Here is a 17,173-nt window from a genome sequence, read left to right as displayed (position 1 = left end):
CCCATGTTTTCACGCATTCGTACCGCGGGCCTGGTGCTCGCAGCAGGCTTAGGTCTTGCCGCCTGCACTGACGGCTATGGCTATAGCGGTGTCAATCTCGGCTATGGCGGGGGCGGCTATTATGGCGACCCCTATTATGACGGCTATGGCTATGGCGGTGGATATTACGGCGCCGGCTATGCCGGTAATTTCGGCAGCCCCTATTGGGGCTGGCAGGGCGATTATTATTATCCCGGCACCGGCGTCTACGTCTATGACCGCAATCGCCGGGCCGTGCGCTGGAACGGCGCTCAGCAGCGCTATTGGCAAGGCCGCCGCAACAGTTGGCGCGGCGACCGGCGCGAGGTCCGCGCGAACTGGCGGGATTATCGGCAAGAGCGGCGCGTCGACACGCGCAATTTCCGTCAGGATCGCCGCGGCGATCGGCGTGCGCTCCGACAGGGACAGGTGACGCGGCCGGAATTTCGTGCCGAGCGGCGTCAGGATCGGCGCGCATTTCGAAGCGATGCCCGTCGCGATACGCGTCAGCTACGCCGGGCCAACCGGCGCGACCGTCGCGACTAGGCGCGTTTGACTTCGAAAGGGCCGCGCTTGCCGCGCGGCCCTTTTTCGTGTCACACCGGGCGCCGCCCGACCAGCGCGCGCGCGACGAACGTCAGCACCGGCTGATCGTCCTGGTTGAACACCGTCATCTTGCTGCGGGTGCTGCCCATGTCCGGACGGCTGCGCGATGGCGTCTTTTCGAGCAACTCGGTTTCGCAGCGCAGCGTATCTCCGGGAAACACCGGGCGCAGCCAGCGCAGCTCGTCGATCCCCGCCGCGCCAAGCGAGGCCTGGGGGTTGGCCTGCATCTGGGCGACCAGCATCGCCATCGTCATCGAACAGGTGTGCCAGCCACTGGCCGCCAGTCGCCCAAAATGTGTGGCGGCCGCCGCGGCATCGTCAAGGTGGAAGGGCTGCGGGTCGTATCGGGTCGCGAAGTCGATCACCTCTTCGCGCGTGACGGCATAACTGCCGAACGCTTCGGTTTCGCCGACGGTGAGATCCTCAAAATAGCGCATGGTCCGAGTTTCGATCCGAAACTGGTTCAGCGCAACCGCTAATTCAGCAATGTCTCGAACGCCGCAGCGTCGCCGTCGCGGCCCGCGGCGGCAGGAAGTCCGACCAGCCGGCGCAGCAGCGGCTCGATATCGACCGAATCGACGCCGGTGACCGTTTCGCCCGAAGCGAAAGCGGGGCCAGACGCCACGAACAGTGCCTGCATGCTCGGGTCCTGATTGTCATAGCCGTGCGCGCCGCCCCGGACCGGATATTCGGGCGGCTTTGCGAGAATCATCCACCCTTCCTCCGCGACGCAGAGGAATGGCGGCACGCGGGGATTGCGGCCGTAGGCAAGCCGCACGGGGATCGTCGCCTTATCCCAGCACCGAACATGCGGATGAGATTCGGCCAGCGCGGCTGCGACTGCGGCCTCGCGACCGGGGAGCGCGTGCAGCGACAGATAGGGGCCATCCTCGACCACGCGAACATCCGCTGGCGCGACGAGGGTGTCGAGCGCGATCGTTCGGCTGTCGTCGATCGCTGCCATGCCGTGGTCGGCGACGATCACGAGGTTGGCAGGCTGGCCGAGCGCGGTGAGGTCGCGCGTCAGTCGGCCGATCAGCGCGTCGACATCGGCGATCGCGGCGTTCGCCTCCGCACTGTCGGGCCCGAAGCGGTGCCCGGCGGTGTCGACCGTGTCGAAGTACAACGTCACGAGCCGCGGCCGGGTTGCGGCGGGGCGGCGCATCCAGTCGATCACGGCATCGACGCGCTGCGCGCCGGTAACCTTCTGATTGAATTGCTGCCACGCCGACGGATAGGTGCCGCGCACTTCGGCATTCGATCCCGGCCAGAACATCGTCGCGGTGCGGATGCCAGCCTTTTCGGCAGCGACCCAGATCGGTTCGGCCTGATCCCACCAATAGGGATCGAGGCTGGCCATCGTGAAGACCTCGTCCGGGTGCGCCGGATCCTCGAAGCGATTGGCGACGATGCCGTTGCGATCGGGGTGCAGGCCGGTGACGAGCGTATAATGATTGGGAAAGGTCTTGGTCGGAAAGCTCGGCGTCATCGCCGCGCGCACGCCCTTTGCCGCCAGGCCCGAGAGCACTGGGGTGATCCCGCGATCGAGATAGTCGGGGCGAAAGCCGTCGATGCCGATCAGGATCGTGACCGGTCCGCGTGCCTCCATCGCGGCCGTGGCCGTCGGCGGATGCGTCGCCAGCGGCCCGGCGGCACATGCCTGAAGCAGGATCGGGATCACGGCGGCGAGCAATCGATTGGTCCAGTGCATGGCCTTGCGCTTGCCCGGCGATGATGACGGATACAAGACACCCGACCGCGGCGCGGCGGTAGCTAAGCCTCGTTCACCGCCCAGCGTCGGCTTTGCGAACAGCCTCCCCGATGCCGGCGCCTCCCAAGGCGTCTCCATCCACGCGGGACGCTTCAGAAACGCACTCGACGCTCCGAGGAGCAAAAACCTGTCGGCCTAGACGTTGAACCGGAACAGCAGCACATCGCCGTCCTGGACGACATATTCCTTGCCTTCGGAACGCAATTTGCCGTTGTCGCGCGCGCCGGACTCACCCTTCAGGGCGACATAGTCGTCATAGGCGATGGTTTCGGCGCGGATGAAGCCGCGTTCGAAATCGGTGTGGATTTCGCCCGCCGCCTGCGGTGCCTTGGCGCCCACCTCGACGGTCCACGCACGTGCTTCCTTCGGGCCCACGGTGAAGAAGGTCAGCAGGTGGAGCAATTTGTACCCGGCGCGGATGACGCGGGCGAGGCCGGTTTCGGTAAGGCCGAGTTCGGCGAGGAATTCGCCGCGATCCTCGGCAGGCATCGTCGCGATCTCGGCTTCGATCGCCGCCGAAACTACGACTGCCTCGGCGCCTTCGGCGGCGGCCTTTTCGAACACGCGCGCCGAATATTCATTGCCGTCGGCAGCATGCTCCTCGTTGACGTTGCACACGTAGAGCACCGGCTTGGCAGTGAGCAGTTGCGCCTGATCGAGCAGACGCGCTTCCTCGGCGTCGCCGACCTGGGTCAACCGTGCAGGCTTGCCCTCGCGCAGCAGGTCGAGCGCGCGGCCCAGCACCACCGCCGCAGCCTTGGCCTCCTTGTCGCCCTGCGTTCCCTTCTTCGCCAGGTTGGGGACGCGCTTCTCGAGGCTGTCGAGATCGGACAGCATCAGCTCGGTCTCGACCGTCTCGGCATCGGCGATCGGATCGACGCGCATGTCGACATGCTGGATGTCGTCATTCTCGAAGCAACGCAGGACATGGACGATCGCATCGACTTCGCGGATGTTGCCGAGGAACTGATTGCCCAGTCCTTCGCCCTTGCTGGCACCGCGCACCAGTCCGGCGATGTCGACGAACCCGAGCTGCGTTTCGATGATCTTGGCCGAGCCGGCGATCGCCGCCAGCGTGTCGAGCCGGTCGTCGGGGACCGCGACGTTGCCGACATTGGGTTCGATCGTGCAGAACGGATAGTTCGCCGCCTGCGCCGCCGCGGTCTGCGTAAGCGCGTTGAAGAGCGTCGATTTGCCGACGTTCGGCAAGCCGACGATGCCGCAGCGAAAACCCATGATGCAACCAGTCCTGTGATCGGGAAAGCGTGCGCGATACGTGGGTCGGGGGCGCTTGCCAAGTATCGTGCGCGGCCCCCGGCACGCACGCGGCGTCCATGCGTTGCAGGGCGATGGAACCCCGATCATGAACATCCGCCCCAAGCATCTCGCCAAAACCGTAGCTCGGGCAGTCGAGAGCGCCGACATCGCGGTGACCCACGCCCTTGCCGGTCGGCGCGACAATCCAGCGATTCGGGGCGCAGGGGCGGTCAGCGAAATATCGGATCAGCCGCCGCTGATCGCTCTGTCGCTGGCGGTGCTGGCAGGCGGGCTGTTGCTGCGCAGCCCCGGCATAGCCCGGACAGGCGCGCGCATGCTCGCGGCACATACGCTGGCGACCGCGCTCAAGACCACCCTCAAGCGATCGATTGACCGCAGCCGGCCCGATCATGCGCTGGCCCATGGATATCGGCTGGATAGCGGATCGAGCGACCGCCACCATCTGTCGTCCTTTCCGTCCGGACACAGTGCCGGGGCCGTCGCCATCGCCGAGGCGATCGCGCGTGAGGCGCCGGTCATCGCATTGCCGGTGCGGTTGCTTGCCGCCAGCGCCTCGATCATCCAGGTGCCGCGCGCCAAGCATTATGTCGGTGACGTGCTCGCCGGCGCGGCGATCGGCTGGCTGGGTGCGCGCATCGCTGGCGTGGCAATCGACGCGATCGACCGGCGCGCTACCAGCGATAGTTAAAGCTGATGCTGATGCGCTCGCTCTTGGCGGCGTTCGGCATGACTTCGTGGCGCAACCAGCTTTCCCACAGGAAGATGCTGCCCGCACCCGGCTCGACATAGACGAAGCTGTCGGGGCGCGCGGGGGCAGCCATCAGCATCGGCAGGCGCGGGTCCTCGAGCCTGAGCGCGCCCGAGCCTGGCGGGACGTCCACGTAAAGCGTACCCGAGACGACGCTGTGCGGATGAAGATGCCCCGAATGGATGCCACCGGGCTTGAGGATGTTGACCCACAGGCTGTCGAGCTTGAGCCGTTTTCCGGCAAGATCGAACGCGCATTCCGCGGCGAAGGCGGCGGCATGGCGGTTGAGGTGGCGAACGAGGTCGGCAATGCGCGGATCGCGCTGTGGCAGGTCGTTCAGCGAGGCATAGCTGGTATAGCCGCGATAGCCGTGCGCCCGCGACCAGGACTGCCCGGCGCGATCGGCAGCGGCGATGTCGCGGCAGGCGTGCCTAAGCTCGTCCAGCAGCGCGGCATCGCCCAGCGCATCTTCGTAGAAGATGGTCGGAAACAGCGAGCGGACAGGCATCAGCGATGGTGGAGATAGGCCGGGTCGAAATCGGCGGCGGCGGCAAGGCCGTTCCAGTCGAGCACCGTTACCGATCGGCGCGTTCGCGCGATCAATCCCTCGGCTTCCAGCCCGCGCAGGCTGCGGTTGACGTGGACCGCGGTCAGCCCCAGCGCGTCGCCCAATTGTTCCTGCGTCATCGGCAGTTCGAATTGCGCGCGTGCGCCAAGCCCAGCAGTCTCGCGCCGGACTCCGACTTCGCAGAGCAGGTGCGCGGTGCGCGCGCGGCCGTCGCGGCGGCCGATATTGGCCATCCATTCGCGAAAGATGGAGGCCTCTACCAGCGAATGGCGCCACAATGCCTTGCCGATCGCCGGACTTGCAAACGCTCCATCGACCAGCGCGGCGGCGTCGATCAGCGCGACCGAGCATGCCGTCAGTGCCTCGACATTGTGGTCGGCGGTCTCCAGCAGGACATGTTGCAGATCGACGAAGTCACCGGGCAGGTTGATGGCGACGATCTGGCGCGCGCCGTCCCCGACGAACTTGTGCCGGATCGTGAACCCCGACAGCAGGAAGCAGCAATATTTGGGATGGCCCTGGTCGCGGACCAGATACTGCCCAGGCTCCAGCTCGCGGCGGATGTGCGGCAGCGCAGCCAGAATCGTATCGTCGGCAGGTTCGAGTCGATCCGGCGTATCGAGCCGCCGGGCAAGGGCCGTCATCGGAGGAAAGTGCGAAACCATCGGCCCTTGCGTTACGCGCTGCGAACGAAGTCGTCTAGTGTTTCCGGTACGTTCCTCAGTCTTGCAGGCGCAGCGCGACGTCGTTGAGGAAGCGGACATCGTCGCCATCGGCCAGCCGGTCGGCTTCCGCTGCCACCGCGCCGAGCAGATCGGCGAGCGGGTCGATCTCTGTTTTGGCAAAATTGCCAAGCACATGACCGGTCACCCGGTCCTTGTGGCCAGGATGGCCGATGCCCAGCCGGACACGGCGAAAGCCGTCGCCGATATGCGCGATCATCGAGCGGATGCCGTTATGCCCGGCCGCGCCGCCGCCGCGTTTTACCTTGAGCTTGAACGGAGCGAGGTCGAGCTCGTCATAGAATACGGTGACGTCTTCGGTCGCGAGCTTGTAGAAATCGAGTGCGGCACGCACCGCGCGCCCGGCATCGTTCATGAACGTCGCAGGCTTGAGCAGGATCAGCTTGTGGTTGCCGACGCGGCCTTCCTGCACCCAGCCGTGAAATTTCTTGGACGGAGCGGAAAAGCCGTGAATCTCGGCAATGGCATCGGCCGCCATGAAGCCGATATTATGCCGGTGCATCGCATATTGCGGGCCAGGATTGCCGAGGCCGACCCAGAGTTGCATCGCCATATTCCCATCCCAAAACGCGAAGGGCGGAGCAACGCGTACGCTGCCCCGCCCGGTCGGATCGCACGAGCAAGGAAATCAGTCCTTGGGCTGCTCGGTCGTCTTGTCGTCGTCATTGTCGTCGTCGTTCGGCGTCGCGTCCGCTTCCTCGGTCGTTTCGGCCTGCTGGTCGGCAGCGGCTTCCTCGGCCAGCGCGGCGTCCTCGGCCAGCGCTTCCTGGACGTCCGACTTCATGGCCGACGGTGCGATGACGGTGGCGATCGTGAAGTCGCGATCGTCGATCGTCGGTTCCGCGCCGGTCGGCAGCGTCACATTCGAGATGTGGATCGAATCGCCTACTTCCAGACCCTTGAGCGACACGTCGATCGCCTCGGGAATCTTGTCGGCATCGACGACCAGTTCGAGTTCGTGACGCACGACGTTGAGCACGCCGCCCTTCTTGATGCCGGGAGCGTCGTCCTCGTCGATGAAATTGACGGGCACGTTGACGGTGACCGACGCGTTCTTGGCGATGCGCAGGAAATCGACATGGATCGGACGGTCGCTGACCGGATCGAACGCGACGTCCTTGGGCAGGGTGCGGATCGCGGCCTTGTCCGCGCCGTCGATCATCACGACCGAGTTCATGAAATGGCCGGTCATCAGCGCCTTCATCAGCGCCTTTTCCTCGACATGGATGCCAAGGGGTTCCTGCTTGTTGCCGTAGATCACGGCGGGGACGCGGCCTTCACGACGAAGCGCGCGGGAGGCTCCCTTGCCAACCCGCTCGCGCGTCTCGGCCGACAGGGTAAGCTGATCGCTCATGTCGGGTCTCCGAAATGCTTGTTGAATACGCTACCGGGCAGGCCTCCAGGGATGACCCTGCCGCGGAAGGCGGGCGCATAGCGTAAAGGGCCGCAGGGGGCAAGCGCGCGGCGTCAATAGTCGATGCGCCGCACCTCGACGCCGCGTTCGCGCAGCCGGGTCAGCAGGTCGCCAGGCCCGACCAGGTGCGCGCTGCCGACCGCGACGAACACGGTGCCAGGCGTCGCCATCCGGCCTGCCAGCCAGTCGGCCCAGCGCGCATTGCGCCGATCGACGATGGCATCGGCAAAGGATTGCGACGACTGCCGCAGATCGTCGGCGACGATAGCGCGCAGGCCCGCGACGTCACCCCTGGCCCAAGCGGCGACGGTGCGATCGTTGCTGTCGACGACCGCGTCGATGCTGCCGAGCACGCGCAGCAGCATCGCAACCTGGTCGGCCTGCGGCATGGTATCGAAATAGCCAAGCTGGGTACGCGTGCTCTCGAGCGCGACGATCGGCTTTCCGGCATCGCGCGCCGCCGCTGTCAGCACCGCCTCGACGCCGTAGCTGGCGGAATAGCCTGCCTTTTGCAGCGGCAGCACCGACAGCGAGGTTGCGGCGAGCCAGGGCTCGACGTGGTCGAAGGCATCCGGCGCATAGCCGACCGAGCGCAGCGCGGCGGCGAGCCTGGGCCGCGCGTCGGAAGGCAGGCGCTCCGGAAGCGACGGGCCGTCGGCGATGGTGCCGAGTTCATTCATTTCGGCCTCGGCCTCCGCGCGCGGCGGCGCGACGCTTTCGAGGACCAGCGTGTCGCTGGCATCGAATGCTGTCTTGACGGCCTCGTCGAACCAGCCGGTGCCCTGCTTGAGCCAGTGCACCGAGCCGAACAGATAGACGGTGGTGTCGCCGTCGCGCGCGACCCAGAGCGGCGGGTCGGCATCGACGACCGGGCGGTCGAGCGCAGGACCGGCGAGCGCGAGCGCGGCGATGGCGAGAAGGTAGCGCAGCGGCACTGGACCGGCCTAGGCGCGGGGCGCTGGCGGGTGAAGCCGGCGATCAGTCACAGGCGCGGTGCAGCTTCTGCGCGATCCACGCCGATACCAGGCACATCGCGGCGACCAGCAACAGCATGTCGGCCGGCCCAACCCCGAACGAGGTGATGGCGATCACCGCGATCGCGCCGATCGTCATCGCGCCGGCATTGACGACGTTGTTGGCAGCGACGGTGCGCGCGGTCTGATCCTTGGTGACGGTGGTGGTGAGAAAGGCATAGAGCGGCACCACGAACATGCCGCCGGTAATGGCGATGGCGAGAAGGGTCAGCAGCACCATCCACGCCTGCGGATGCGACAGAAACTCCACGATCCCGTAGAGCCCGCCATTCGGGGCCGGCGTCCACAACCGCGTCTCGAACGAGAACAGCACCACGAACACCGCCATCGCGATCACCGATATGGGCGAATATTTCGCCGAAATCTTGCCCTTGAGCATCGAGTTGATGACGACCGAGCCGATCGCGACGCCGACCGAGAAGATCGCAATCGTCATGCTGGCGGTGCGTTCGTCGGCCGTCAGCACATTCTTGACCAGCGGCGGGAAGATCACGATCAGCACCGACCCGATCGTCCAGAAAAAGCTGATGGCGCAGATCGCCAGGAACAGCCGGCGAATGTGCATTGTCGCCGCGATCAGCCGCCACGATGCGGTGAACGGGTTGTAGTTGATCTCCAGCTTCGGTCCGACGCGGGGTGCAGGCGGCACGTGGCGCCCGGTCCACCACCCGATCAGCGCGATGACGATCACCAGCGCCGCAGCAAGCTCGATGCTGTCGACCAGAAAGCCCGCGACGACCGTGCCGAGCAGGATCGACAAATAGGTCGCGGCTTCGACCAGTCCGGTCCCGCCCAGCACCTCGTGATCCTCAAGATGCTGCGGCAGGATGGCGTATTTGATCGGACCGAAGAACGTCGAATGCGCGCCGAGCATCAGCACCGCGCCCAGCATCATGACGATGCCGGTGGTCGTGTAGCCAATCTGCGCAATCAGCATGCCCGCCGCGCCGAACACCATGATGCCGATCTCCGCGGTCTTGACGATGCGGATGATGCGCGACTTGTCATGGGTATCCGCGAGCTGGCCCGACAGCGCCGACAGCAGGAAGAAGGGCAGGATCGACAGACCGGTCGCCAGCGCGTTGAAATTGGCCTCGACCGCGGCATCGTTGAAGATCTGGTAGGTCGCGAACAGCACCATCGCGGTTTTGAACAGATTGTCGTTGAACGCCCCCAGAAATTGCGTGACGAACAGGGGCAGAAACCGGCGCTCCCTGAGCAGTCCGAGCGCATTGTGCATTGAGATCGGCCCCGAATGGTGGCGATGGAACCGGGGCGGCATAGCGCAGCCATTGCGGGCGCGACAATCGCTAAAGCCTTTTGCGCGATTGCGGCAAGCCCCCTCCCGCGCCGGGACAGGGGATGCTAGGCAGCGTCATGCTGACGCTTCCCAACCTGTTGACGCTGTCGCGAATCTTCGCGGTTCCGCTGCTCGTCGCGCTGTTGTGGTGGCCGCGATGGGAACTGGGCTACGGCATCGCCTTCGTGCTCTACTGCATCATCGGCTTCACCGATTATCTCGACGGCTATCTCGCCCGCGCGCAGGGAACCGTGTCGCGGCTGGGAGTCTTCCTCGATCCGATCGCCGACAAGATCATGGTTGCCGCGGTGATCCTGATGCTGGTGGGAACGCGCGATATCGCCGGCATCCACGTCATCGCCGCGCTGGTCATCCTGCTGCGCGAGATCATGGTGTCGGGGCTGCGCGAGTTTCTCGGCGCGCTGTCGGTGTCGGTGCCGGTGTCGCGGCTCGCCAAATGGAAGACGACGCTGCAACTGGTAGCGCTCGGTGGGCTGATACTCGGCGGGGCGCTGCCCGACTTGCTCTGGATCAAGACCGTCAGCCTTGCAGCCTTGTGGGGCGCCGCTGCGCTGACGCTGGTGACCGGCTGGGACTATCTGCGGGTCGGCCTCAACCATATGGATAGCTGATGGCGACGACGAACCCTGTGGTGACGATGCTGTATTTCGCCTGGGTGCGCGAGGCGATCGGCCGCGGCGAGGAACAGGTGGCCCTGCCGCCGGACGTCGATACCGCGGCGGCGCTGATCGACTGGCTGGCGCAGCGCAGCGCCGGACATGCCACCGCCTTTGCGGATCGGTCGCGGCTGCGGATCGCGATCGACCAGGTGATGGTGGAGCCGGATGCGCCGATCGGCGGCGCACGCGAGATCGCGATCTTCCCCCCGGTCACCGGCGGATGATCCGCGCTTTCGTCCAGGCCGAACCGATCGATCTGGCCGATGCGCTGGCCGGTGTCGAAGCCAGCGGCGCGGGGGGCGTAGCGTCGTTCACCGGGATCGTGCGCAACGACGACGGGGTCTCTGCGCTGACGCTGGAACATTATCCGGGCATGACCGAGGCGGCGCTGAAAGCCGTCGCGCGCGAGGCGCAGGGGCGCTGGAATCTGCTGGCGATCACCATCATTCACCGCGTCGGCACGATGTATCCGGGCGACCGGATCGTATTCGTCGCCGCCGCCGCTGCGCATCGAGAACCGGCGCTCGCAGCATGCGCCTTCGCGATCGACCGGCTCAAGACCGGCGCGCCGTTCTGGAAGCGCGAACAGCGCGGCGACGCGGTACGCTGGGTCGAACCGCGCGCCGCCGACGATGCCGCGGCGACGCGCTGGGACGATGGCTGACCCGGGGGTTGATCAGGTCAGCTTGGGGACGACCACGCCGTTGACGACGTGGACGATGCCGTTCGATTGCTCGACGTCATATTGCGTGACGTAGCTCTTGTTGCCGCTGGCATCGGTCAGCACCAGCGCATTGTTCTCCAGCGTGGCGGTCAGCGGATCGCCCGCTACCGTTGTCAGCGTCGCCTTGCCGCCGCCGGCCTGGATCTGTGCCTTGAGCGCTTCGGCGTCGAACTTGCCCGCAACGACGTGATAGGTCAGCAACTTGGTCAGCGTCGCCTTGTTCTCGGGCTTGAGCAGGTTCTCGACCGTGCCGGGAGCAAGCCGCGCGAAGGCGTCGTTGGTCGGCGCGAAGACCGTGAACGGCCCGGCGCCCGACAGCGTCGTCGCGAGGTCGGCGGCAGTAACGGCCTGGACCAACGTGGTCAGGTTGCTCGCCTTCGATGCATTCTCGACGATGGTCGCGGTCGGCAGCATCTCGGCACCGCCGACCATTACGGCGGCGGCGGGGGCCGGTGCGGGGGTCGGAGCCGGGGCGGGGGTGGTCGCTGGCTGCGTGGTGGTGGTAGTGGTGGTCGTCTGCGTCGATGCGGTCGCCATGTCGGTATCTTCGGCAGCGGTGGTGCAGGCAGCGAGCGCGAGGGCGCTGGCGCCGATCAGCGCCATCAATTGGATCCGGGGCATAAACTCTCCATCATTGCTATGGGGTGCGGTTATGCGCACCTGTCCCATACGGTCCGCACCCGAAATGGTTTCGCGATCGATGCGGGAAGCTTGATCGAGATTAGGCGTCACTGTCAGCGAGGACGTCGGCAAGCAGCCGAAAGTCGCGCTCGCGCGGGCTGGCCTTGCGCCAGACCAACGCGATCGAGCGGGATGCGCGGTCCGATGCGATCGGACGCGCGACGATACCGGTATGGTCGAGGATGCCGGCGTCGAGCGCCATCTCGGGCAGCATGGTGACGCCCAGCCCGTTGTCGACCATCTGGACGATGGTGTGCAGCGACGTCCCCAGCATCGCCGCCTGCCCGCGCAGTTCGGGATGGTTGCACGCGGCCAGCGCGTGATCCTTGAGGCAGTGACCATCCTCGAGCAGCAGCATCCTCGCCGGATCGATGTCCTCCGCAACGATCGGCCCCGACGTCGCGTCGCTGTCGCTGCCGGGAAAGGCGACGAACAGGCGGTCATCGAACAGCGGCGCGATTTCGACGTCGCCGCAGGCATAAGGCAGCGCCAGCAGCACGCAATCGGCGCGGCCGTGCTGGAGGCTGTCGCAGGCAGGGCCGCTCGGCTCCTCGCGAAGATACAAGGTGAGCTCGGGATATTGTGCGCGCAGCTTTGGCAGCACGCGGGGCAGGATGAACGGCGCGATCGTCGGAATGACGCTCATCCGCATTTCGCCGGTCAGCGGACGTCCGGCGGCGCGGGCGATGTCGCCGAGTTCGTCGGCTTCGCGAAGCACCGTGCGGGCCTTGGCGACGATGCGCTCGCCGAGCGGGGTGAAGCGCACCACCCGCCGTGTCCGCTCGACCAGCGTCACGCCGATCAGCGTCTCAAGCTCGCGAATTCCGGCCGACAGCGTCGATTGGGTAACGAAACAGCTTTCGGCCGCCCTTCCGAAATGCCCCGCCTCACGCAACGCCACCAGATATTGGAGCTGCTTGAGAGTGGGCAGATAGGTGGTCACGCCGGCTCCCCGTAATCGCTTCGGTCGATCAGCATGTAGCGTCACCCGGCGCGGATATAAGGGGCTGGCCTCAGCGAAGCGCGCTGACGATGCTGAACGCGCTGGTGATGCTCAGAACGATGCCGACCAGGATCAGCAGGATCTTGGTGGGAACACGCTTGGCCACCATCGCTCCGAACGGCGCGGCGATGACGCCGCCGATGAGCAGGCCGAGCACCGGAACCCAGAATTCGCGCGTCAGACCCTGCGTGCCGATGCCGATCAGGAAGGTGATCGAGATCGACAGTGTCAGCACGAATTCCGCGGTATTGACGGTGCCGATGGTGGTACGCGGCGCTGCCCCCTGGACGAGCAGATTCGACGTCACCACCGGACCCCAGCCGCCGCCGCCCGCGGCGTCGAGGAAGCCTCCAGCGAGCCCGAGCGGCTCGACGATCTTGGGCTCGCGCTGGGTCGGCGGAAATCCCCAGCCGCGATAGATGAGGTAGAGGCCGATCAGCGCTAGATAGCCCATCACAAACGGCCGCGTCACCGCCGCGTCGAGCGATGTCAGCACATAGGCGCCGAGTACGCCGCCGATCACGCCGGGAACGACGAGCCGGGCGAACAGCCGCCAGTTGACGTTGCGGTGGAGCGCGTGGCTGATCCCCGATACGCCGGTGGTGAAGCATTCGACCAGATGCACTCCGGTCGAGGCTGTCGCCGGGGTGACGCCGAGCACGCTTACCAGCAACGTGCTCGAAATCACGCCGAACGCCATGCCCAGCGCGCCATCGATGATCTGTGCCGCCAGTCCCACGCCGATATAGGGCAGGAGTTCGATCAGGGTGATGCCTTCGAACATGGTGCTCCTTGTAGTTGCCCGGGGCGCGGGACGCGCCGCACACTCATGCCCGCCAAAACTAATCTCCACAAGATAGATAGGCTTTCGCCGGGCAACGGTGCCGCGGTGGAACTGGAAACTCGCCGCGCCGTGTCCTACATCGCAGCGAGCGAAAGGGACTGCATGCTGCGCGCGCTGACTATCTACCTGGATTCGATCCGCGCGCGCGATCCTGCCCCGCGATCACGTGCCGAAATCCTGCTCTATCCCGGCGTCTGGGCGGTCGGATATCATCGCGTCGCGCACGCGCTGTTCCGCAGGCGGGCTTTCTTCCTCGCGCGGCTGGTCAATCACTGGTCGCGCTGGCTGACCGCGATCGACATCCATCCCGGCGCCACCATCGGCCGCAACCTGTTCATCGATCACGGCTTCACGGTGATCGGTGAGACGGCGGAGATCGGCGACGACGTCACCATCTATCAGTGCGTCACGCTGGGCGGCACCAGCCCCGACAATGGCGTGCGCGGCAAGCGGCATCCGACCCTGCTGGCCGGGGCGATCGTCGGCTCGGGAGCTCAGGTGCTGGGGCCGATCACGGTAGGATCGCGCGCGCGGATCGGGGCCAATGCTGTGGTGACGCGCGACGTGCCCGAAGGGGCGACGATGGTCGGTATCCCGGCGCGCTCGACGCTGATCGAGGCGGAAAATTACCAGCGCGGCTTCATGCCCTATGGCACGCCGTGCACCGAGATGTTCGATCCGTCGACGCAGAAGATCGAGATATTGCGCTGTGAACTCGAAGCGATGCGCAAGCGGCTCGACGCTGCGCTCGCCGAGCAGGAAGAAAGGCGCGATCGCGCCTGATGGGGACCGTCAGCCCGTTTCCCCTCGCGCGATCGGCGCCCAGCCAGATCGGGTTCGAACGTATCGAACTGACGCGCATCCTCGATCTATATGGCCGGATGGTCGCCGCGGGGCATTGGCGCGATTACGCGATCGAACTGGGACGCGACGCCGCGGTGTTCGCGGCATTCCGGCGCGCCGCCGAACGTCCCGAATTCCGGATCGAAAAGCGCCCGGCGCTCCGCAACAAGCAGGGAATGTGGGCGCTGGTCGGCGAGGCGGGGCAGATCGTCAAGCGCGGCGCCGAGCTGGGTCCGGTGCTGGCCCCGGTCGAGCGCCGCCTGATGAAGATCGTCGAGGACTGAGGGCGGAGCGGCGCCCGTCGTCGGACGCCGCTCTGCTTTGCTTGGGTCAGGAACCGGCGAGGATCCTCACGCTGCGCGCAGCGCCACCGGCGGCAGGCGATGTTGCAGGCTGCCGAGCATCGCCACCACGAACCCGCGCATCGAGTGCCAGAAAGCCGACAGCGTCAGCAGCGCCGATCCGATCACCAGCGCGGTGAGCGCTGCGCTCAGTTCGAGCGCGCCCGCCTTCGCGAACAGCGCGTACATCGCGTAAAGCACGTACACCAGTGACGACACCAGTAGCGCCCGGCGATCGACTGCGAGCGCGACGAAGCCGAAGCCGACATAGAGCAGCATCACGACGACCCCGGTCGCCGGGGTGATGTCGCTGCCGAACACGCCCAGCATCTGGAAGATCGGATGTGCGATCAGCGGTGCGGCGGCGAGGTGGAGCCAGAAGGCAACGTCGGACCGCCGCGTCCGGCGCTCGCGATCGGACATGTCCCAGCGCATCGCCAGGCCGAACACGGCGAGCCCGGCGACGAGCGCGATCGGGTAGAGCGCGTCCTCGTCCATCGGGATCACCGCGAAGATGAGGCCGATGACGACGCCGACCGCTGCAACCGCACCGGCGGCGACGGTGATCGGCACCATGAACCGCCGCCAGTGCAGATAGGCGGCGCCGGCCGACACCGCGGCGATTCCGGCCAGGATCGCGGCATTCTGCTGGTCGGAAAGATCGGGATTGATCCGCACCATCACCCCGACCAGCGACGCCGCGACGCCGCCGACAAAGGCGAGCAGCAGCAGAATGCTGGGCAGCGCCATCCGGCGTGCGCGGGTGAAATATTCGGCGAGCAGCCACGCCGCAACGGCGACGCCGATGCCCGCGACCGGTTCGGCGATGCGCTCGCCGATCTGTCCGATTGCGACCAACAGCAACGTCAGCGCGATCGATACGAAAATGTCGTTGAAACCGGTGAGCAGCCGGAACGATTCCTCGTCCACCGCCGGCGCCGACCGGCCGAGCGCGACATGGTCGCGAAATGCCGCCGCGGCTTCGGGCGCGAGAACGCCCGCCTCGACCGCCTGATTGAGATCACTCTCGCTGTACATCACCATACCTCCCTGTGCGATCAGACTATCGCAGGTGACTTAGTATAGCAATACACTTCGTGCGGTAGCGACCAAAGCCTTCAGCGCTGGAGCAGGCTGAAGATGCTCTGCGCCTGCTCCCCGCCCGATTGCGGGACGATTTCGTCAGTGCGGTCGGTGATTTCAGACCAATGCGCCGCGACGCCCTCGGGCGACAGATCGTCGCCCTGCAGGCGCAGCCCACGGGTCAGGGTGACATAGCTCGCTTGGAACACCCCGGCGCCTGCGCCGACAATGGCGTTGCTGGGAGCATCCTCGCTGACCAGGAACAGCGCCGCCGGGGCGACAGCCTCGGGCTTGAACAGGTCGAACGCGGCCTGGGGAAAGATGTCCTCGGTCATGCGCGTCCCCGCGGTCGGTGCGAGGGTGTTGACGCGGATACCGTATTTGGCGCCTTCGAGGTGGAGCGTCTTGGCCAAGCCGGCGAGTCCCAGCTTGGCGGCACCGTAATTGGCCTGGCCGAAATTGCCGAACAGCCCGGTCGACGACGCCGTCATCAGGATACGGCCATAGGCCTGCTCGCGCATCGTCTCCCACACCGCCTTGGTGGCATTGGCCGAGCCGTTCAGATGGACATCGACCACGAAGGCAAAATCCTCCGGTTCCATCTTGGCGAAGCTCTTGTCGCGCAGCACGCCGGCGTTGTTGATGAGGATATGGACGCCGCCCCAGCGCTCTTTCGCGCGAGCGACCATCTCCGCCATCTGCGCGGGGTCGGTGACGCTGCCGCCATCGGCCATCGCTTCGCCGCCTGACGCCGCGATCTCCTCGACCACGCGGAGCGCAGCGTCGGATTGGCCGGTACCGTCGCGCGCGCCGCCGAGATCGTTGACGACGACTTTGGCGCCGCGCTGCGCGAGGTCGAGCGCATAGGCTCGTCCCAGGCCACCGCCCGCACCGGTGACGATGGCTACGCGGCCGTCGAAGCGAATGGACATGAAAAAACCCTCCCCAACCAAGTTGGGGAGGGTCGTATCGCCGAAGCCTCGCCGCGCCAAGCGATCGAGGCAGTTCAGCCCCGTCGCGTTATTCGCCGCGGTTGCGGCAGCCGTCGGTCTGGCCGGCCTTGCAAACCGGATATTCGGCGAGCGGCGCGGGGGCGGGGAACGCCTGATCGGGCGAAGGGCTCGGCTGGAAGCGCACGGTCGCACCGGCAGTCGCCGGGCCGCTCAGCGCAGGCTGCGACGGCATGTAGCCGCCTGCGGGATCGTCACCCGACATCGACGTCATCGGCTGGTTCATCGGCATCGTGCTCGACGGCGGCGTACCGGTCGGCGGGGTCGATGGCGGCATGTTGGTCGCGGGCGGGACGGTGTTGTCCTGCGTCATCGGCGGCGTCGTCGACATGCTGTCCATGTCGTCTTGCGCCATGCCGTCCTGGGTCTGCGTCATGCTGTCCTGCGCCATGCCGTCCTGGGTTGCCGGCGGCGGCGTAGTCGTCGTCTGGGCGATCGCGGTGCCGCTCAGGGCGAGCGCGGTGGCGAGTGCGAGATACTTCAT

General features: G+C 66.2%; 22 protein-coding genes. 7 read left to right on the top strand and 15 right to left on the bottom strand.

Annotated features, from left to right (window positions below):
* Positions 1 to 3: 3 nt before the first annotated feature.
* Positions 4 to 564, top strand: a complete 561-nt coding sequence (locus FHY50_RS09025) for a peptidase (protein WP_140048133.1) — start codon at positions 4 to 6, stop codon at positions 562 to 564.
* 50 nt (positions 565 to 614) lie between these two features.
* Here FHY50_RS09025 and FHY50_RS09020 read toward each other — a convergent pair whose 3' ends face one another.
* The 3 genes from FHY50_RS09020 to ychF all read right to left on the bottom strand — a co-directional run bounded on the left by FHY50_RS09020 (position 615) and on the right by ychF (position 3,631).
* Entirely contained in the window at positions 615 to 1,061 is a 447-nt protein-coding gene (locus FHY50_RS09020) for a MaoC family dehydratase (protein ID WP_140048132.1), read from the bottom strand.
* 38 nt (positions 1,062 to 1,099) lie between these two features.
* Positions 1,100 to 2,335: an alkaline phosphatase family protein gene (locus FHY50_RS09015; RefSeq protein ID WP_140048131.1), complete on the bottom strand. Its 1,236-nt coding sequence runs from the start codon at positions 2,333 to 2,335 to the stop codon at positions 1,100 to 1,102.
* Positions 2,336 to 2,530: 195 nt separating this feature from the next.
* The gene (gene ychF, locus FHY50_RS09010) at positions 2,531 to 3,631 is read right to left on the bottom strand and encodes a redox-regulated ATPase YchF (RefSeq protein WP_140048130.1); all 1,101 of its coding nucleotides are present in this window, start codon (positions 3,629 to 3,631) and stop codon (positions 2,531 to 2,533) included.
* A 127-nt stretch (positions 3,632 to 3,758) separates the two neighbouring features.
* On the opposite strand from ychF, the gene FHY50_RS09005 reads away from it, so the two are divergent.
* Positions 3,759 to 4,361, top strand: coding sequence for a phosphatase PAP2 family protein (locus FHY50_RS09005; RefSeq protein WP_140048129.1), 603 nt, complete (start codon positions 3,759 to 3,761; stop codon positions 4,359 to 4,361).
* Here FHY50_RS09005 and FHY50_RS09000 read toward each other — a convergent pair.
* The 6 genes from FHY50_RS09000 to FHY50_RS08975 all read right to left on the bottom strand — a co-directional run bounded on the left by FHY50_RS09000 (position 4,345) and on the right by FHY50_RS08975 (position 9,420).
* Positions 4,345 to 4,929 carry a TIGR02466 family protein gene (locus FHY50_RS09000; protein ID WP_140048128.1) on the bottom strand — a complete coding sequence of 195 codons (585 nt, stop codon included), beginning with the start codon at positions 4,927 to 4,929 and terminating at the stop codon, positions 4,345 to 4,347. The two genes, FHY50_RS09005 and FHY50_RS09000, sit on opposite strands and share 17 nt — an antisense overlap.
* Positions 4,929 to 5,633 carry a Crp/Fnr family transcriptional regulator gene (locus FHY50_RS08995; protein WP_140048127.1) on the bottom strand — a complete coding sequence of 235 codons (705 nt, stop codon included), beginning with the start codon at positions 5,631 to 5,633 and terminating at the stop codon, positions 4,929 to 4,931. Before FHY50_RS08995 ends, FHY50_RS09000 begins: the two co-directional genes overlap by 1 nt.
* Positions 5,634 to 5,709: 76 nt before the next feature.
* Entirely contained in the window at positions 5,710 to 6,279 is a 570-nt protein-coding gene (gene pth / locus FHY50_RS08990) for an aminoacyl-tRNA hydrolase (protein ID WP_140231113.1), read from the bottom strand.
* Positions 6,280 to 6,360: 81 nt separating this feature from the next.
* Complete coding sequence (locus tag FHY50_RS08985; RefSeq protein ID WP_140048126.1) at positions 6,361 to 7,086, bottom strand: 50S ribosomal protein L25/general stress protein Ctc; 726 nt, start codon at positions 7,084 to 7,086, stop codon at positions 6,361 to 6,363.
* 113 nt (positions 7,087 to 7,199) lie between these two features.
* Positions 7,200 to 8,081 (bottom strand): TraB/GumN family protein, encoded by an 882-nt coding sequence (locus FHY50_RS08980; RefSeq protein WP_140048125.1) that lies wholly within the window; start codon positions 8,079 to 8,081, stop codon positions 7,200 to 7,202.
* A gap of 43 nt (positions 8,082 to 8,124) precedes the next feature.
* Entirely contained in the window at positions 8,125 to 9,420 is a 1,296-nt protein-coding gene (locus tag FHY50_RS08975) for an MFS transporter (RefSeq protein WP_140048124.1), read from the bottom strand.
* 137 nt (positions 9,421 to 9,557) lie between these two features.
* On the opposite strand from FHY50_RS08975, the gene pgsA reads away from it, so the two are divergent.
* Genes pgsA through FHY50_RS08960 form a run of 3 tightly spaced genes read left to right on the top strand, consistent with a single transcriptional unit; the run spans position 9,558 to position 10,824 of the window.
* Positions 9,558 to 10,112 (top strand): CDP-diacylglycerol--glycerol-3-phosphate 3-phosphatidyltransferase, encoded by a 555-nt coding sequence (pgsA, locus tag FHY50_RS08970; RefSeq protein WP_140048123.1) that lies wholly within the window; start codon positions 9,558 to 9,560, stop codon positions 10,110 to 10,112.
* Entirely contained in the window at positions 10,112 to 10,384 is a 273-nt protein-coding gene (moaD, locus tag FHY50_RS08965; protein ID WP_140048122.1) for a molybdopterin converting factor subunit 1, read from the top strand. Before pgsA ends, moaD begins: the two co-directional genes overlap by 1 nt.
* Positions 10,381 to 10,824: a molybdenum cofactor biosynthesis protein MoaE gene (locus FHY50_RS08960; protein WP_140048121.1), complete on the top strand. Its 444-nt coding sequence runs from the start codon at positions 10,381 to 10,383 to the stop codon at positions 10,822 to 10,824. The genes moaD and FHY50_RS08960 overlap by 4 nt, the downstream gene beginning before the upstream one ends.
* A gap of 12 nt (positions 10,825 to 10,836) precedes the next feature.
* Here the strand turns inward: FHY50_RS08960 and FHY50_RS08955 are convergent, their stop codons facing one another.
* The 3 genes from FHY50_RS08955 to FHY50_RS08945 all read right to left on the bottom strand — a co-directional run bounded on the left by FHY50_RS08955 (position 10,837) and on the right by FHY50_RS08945 (position 13,352).
* The gene (locus tag FHY50_RS08955) at positions 10,837 to 11,505 is read right to left on the bottom strand and encodes a fasciclin domain-containing protein (RefSeq protein WP_243846608.1); all 669 of its coding nucleotides are present in this window, start codon (positions 11,503 to 11,505) and stop codon (positions 10,837 to 10,839) included.
* 100 nt (positions 11,506 to 11,605) lie between these two features.
* The gene (locus tag FHY50_RS08950) at positions 11,606 to 12,508 is read right to left on the bottom strand and encodes a hydrogen peroxide-inducible genes activator (RefSeq protein WP_140048120.1); all 903 of its coding nucleotides are present in this window, start codon (positions 12,506 to 12,508) and stop codon (positions 11,606 to 11,608) included.
* A 70-nt stretch (positions 12,509 to 12,578) separates the two neighbouring features.
* A complete protein-coding gene (locus FHY50_RS08945) occupies positions 12,579 to 13,352 on the bottom strand; it encodes a sulfite exporter TauE/SafE family protein (RefSeq protein WP_140048119.1) in 774 nt (257 codons plus the stop codon).
* A 162-nt stretch (positions 13,353 to 13,514) separates the two neighbouring features.
* Between FHY50_RS08945 and epsC the strand changes: the two genes are divergently transcribed.
* Positions 13,515 to 14,195, top strand: coding sequence for a serine O-acetyltransferase EpsC (gene epsC, locus FHY50_RS08940; protein WP_140048118.1), 681 nt, complete (start codon positions 13,515 to 13,517; stop codon positions 14,193 to 14,195).
* Entirely contained in the window at positions 14,195 to 14,539 is a 345-nt protein-coding gene (locus tag FHY50_RS08935; protein ID WP_140048117.1) for a DUF2794 domain-containing protein, read from the top strand. Before epsC ends, FHY50_RS08935 begins: the two co-directional genes overlap by 1 nt.
* Before the next feature lie 66 nt (positions 14,540 to 14,605).
* Here the strand turns inward: FHY50_RS08935 and FHY50_RS08930 are convergent, their stop codons facing one another.
* The 3 genes from FHY50_RS08930 to FHY50_RS08920 all read right to left on the bottom strand — a co-directional run bounded on the left by FHY50_RS08930 (position 14,606) and on the right by FHY50_RS08920 (position 17,173).
* Positions 14,606 to 15,634, bottom strand: coding sequence for a hypothetical protein (locus FHY50_RS08930; protein WP_140048116.1), 1,029 nt, complete (start codon positions 15,632 to 15,634; stop codon positions 14,606 to 14,608).
* Between the two features lie 80 nt (positions 15,635 to 15,714).
* The gene (locus FHY50_RS08925) at positions 15,715 to 16,611 is read right to left on the bottom strand and encodes an SDR family NAD(P)-dependent oxidoreductase (RefSeq protein WP_140048115.1); all 897 of its coding nucleotides are present in this window, start codon (positions 16,609 to 16,611) and stop codon (positions 15,715 to 15,717) included.
* 88 nt (positions 16,612 to 16,699) lie between these two features.
* Positions 16,700 to 17,173 (bottom strand): hypothetical protein, encoded by a 474-nt coding sequence (locus FHY50_RS08920; protein WP_140048114.1) that lies wholly within the window; start codon positions 17,171 to 17,173, stop codon positions 16,700 to 16,702.

Source organism: Sphingomonas japonica (genome assembly GCF_006346325.1).
In the GTDB taxonomy this organism is placed as follows: Bacteria; Pseudomonadota; Alphaproteobacteria; order Sphingomonadales; family Sphingomonadaceae; genus Sphingomonas; species Sphingomonas japonica.
Note: the sequence above shows the minus strand (reverse complement) of the source record. Positions and strands in the feature narration are given on the sequence as shown.

What these genes read in the sequence shown, in the direction of transcription:
- FHY50_RS09025 (WP_140048133.1), top strand. Translation starts at nt 4, where the DNA reads ATGTTTTCACGCATTCGTACCGCGGGCCTGGTGCTCGCAGCAGGCTTA.
- FHY50_RS09020 (WP_140048132.1), bottom strand. Translation starts at nt 1,061, where the DNA reads ATGCGCTATTTTGAGGATCTCACCGTCGGCGAAACCGAAGCGTTCGGC.
- FHY50_RS09015 (WP_140048131.1), bottom strand. Translation starts at nt 2,335, where the DNA reads ATGCACTGGACCAATCGATTGCTCGCCGCCGTGATCCCGATCCTGCTT.
- ychF (WP_140048130.1), bottom strand. Translation starts at nt 3,631, where the DNA reads ATGGGTTTTCGCTGCGGCATCGTCGGCTTGCCGAACGTCGGCAAATCG.
- FHY50_RS09005 (WP_140048129.1), top strand. Translation starts at nt 3,759, where the DNA reads ATGAACATCCGCCCCAAGCATCTCGCCAAAACCGTAGCTCGGGCAGTC.
- FHY50_RS09000 (WP_140048128.1), bottom strand. Translation starts at nt 4,929, where the DNA reads ATGCCTGTCCGCTCGCTGTTTCCGACCATCTTCTACGAAGATGCGCTG.
- FHY50_RS08995 (WP_140048127.1), bottom strand. Translation starts at nt 5,633, where the DNA reads ATGACGGCCCTTGCCCGGCGGCTCGATACGCCGGATCGACTCGAACCT.
- pth (WP_140231113.1), bottom strand. Translation starts at nt 6,279, where the DNA reads ATGCAACTCTGGGTCGGCCTCGGCAATCCTGGCCCGCAATATGCGATG.
- FHY50_RS08985 (WP_140048126.1), bottom strand. Translation starts at nt 7,086, where the DNA reads ATGAGCGATCAGCTTACCCTGTCGGCCGAGACGCGCGAGCGGGTTGGC.
- FHY50_RS08975 (WP_140048124.1), bottom strand. Translation starts at nt 9,420, where the DNA reads ATGCACAATGCGCTCGGACTGCTCAGGGAGCGCCGGTTTCTGCCCCTG.
- pgsA (WP_140048123.1), top strand. Translation starts at nt 9,558, where the DNA reads ATGCTGACGCTTCCCAACCTGTTGACGCTGTCGCGAATCTTCGCGGTT.
- moaD (WP_140048122.1), top strand. Translation starts at nt 10,112, where the DNA reads ATGGCGACGACGAACCCTGTGGTGACGATGCTGTATTTCGCCTGGGTG.
- FHY50_RS08960 (WP_140048121.1), top strand. Translation starts at nt 10,381, where the DNA reads ATGATCCGCGCTTTCGTCCAGGCCGAACCGATCGATCTGGCCGATGCG.
- FHY50_RS08955 (WP_243846608.1), bottom strand. Translation starts at nt 11,505, where the DNA reads ATGCCCCGGATCCAATTGATGGCGCTGATCGGCGCCAGCGCCCTCGCG.
- FHY50_RS08945 (WP_140048119.1), bottom strand. Translation starts at nt 13,352, where the DNA reads ATGTTCGAAGGCATCACCCTGATCGAACTCCTGCCCTATATCGGCGTG.
- epsC (WP_140048118.1), top strand. Translation starts at nt 13,515, where the DNA reads ATGCTGCGCGCGCTGACTATCTACCTGGATTCGATCCGCGCGCGCGAT.
- FHY50_RS08935 (WP_140048117.1), top strand. Translation starts at nt 14,195, where the DNA reads ATGGGGACCGTCAGCCCGTTTCCCCTCGCGCGATCGGCGCCCAGCCAG.
- FHY50_RS08930 (WP_140048116.1), bottom strand. Translation starts at nt 15,634, where the DNA reads ATGTACAGCGAGAGTGATCTCAATCAGGCGGTCGAGGCGGGCGTTCTC.
- FHY50_RS08925 (WP_140048115.1), bottom strand. Translation starts at nt 16,611, where the DNA reads ATGTCCATTCGCTTCGACGGCCGCGTAGCCATCGTCACCGGTGCGGGC.
- FHY50_RS08920 (WP_140048114.1), bottom strand. Translation starts at nt 17,173, where the DNA reads ATGAAGTATCTCGCACTCGCCACCGCGCTCGCCCTGAGCGGCACCGCG.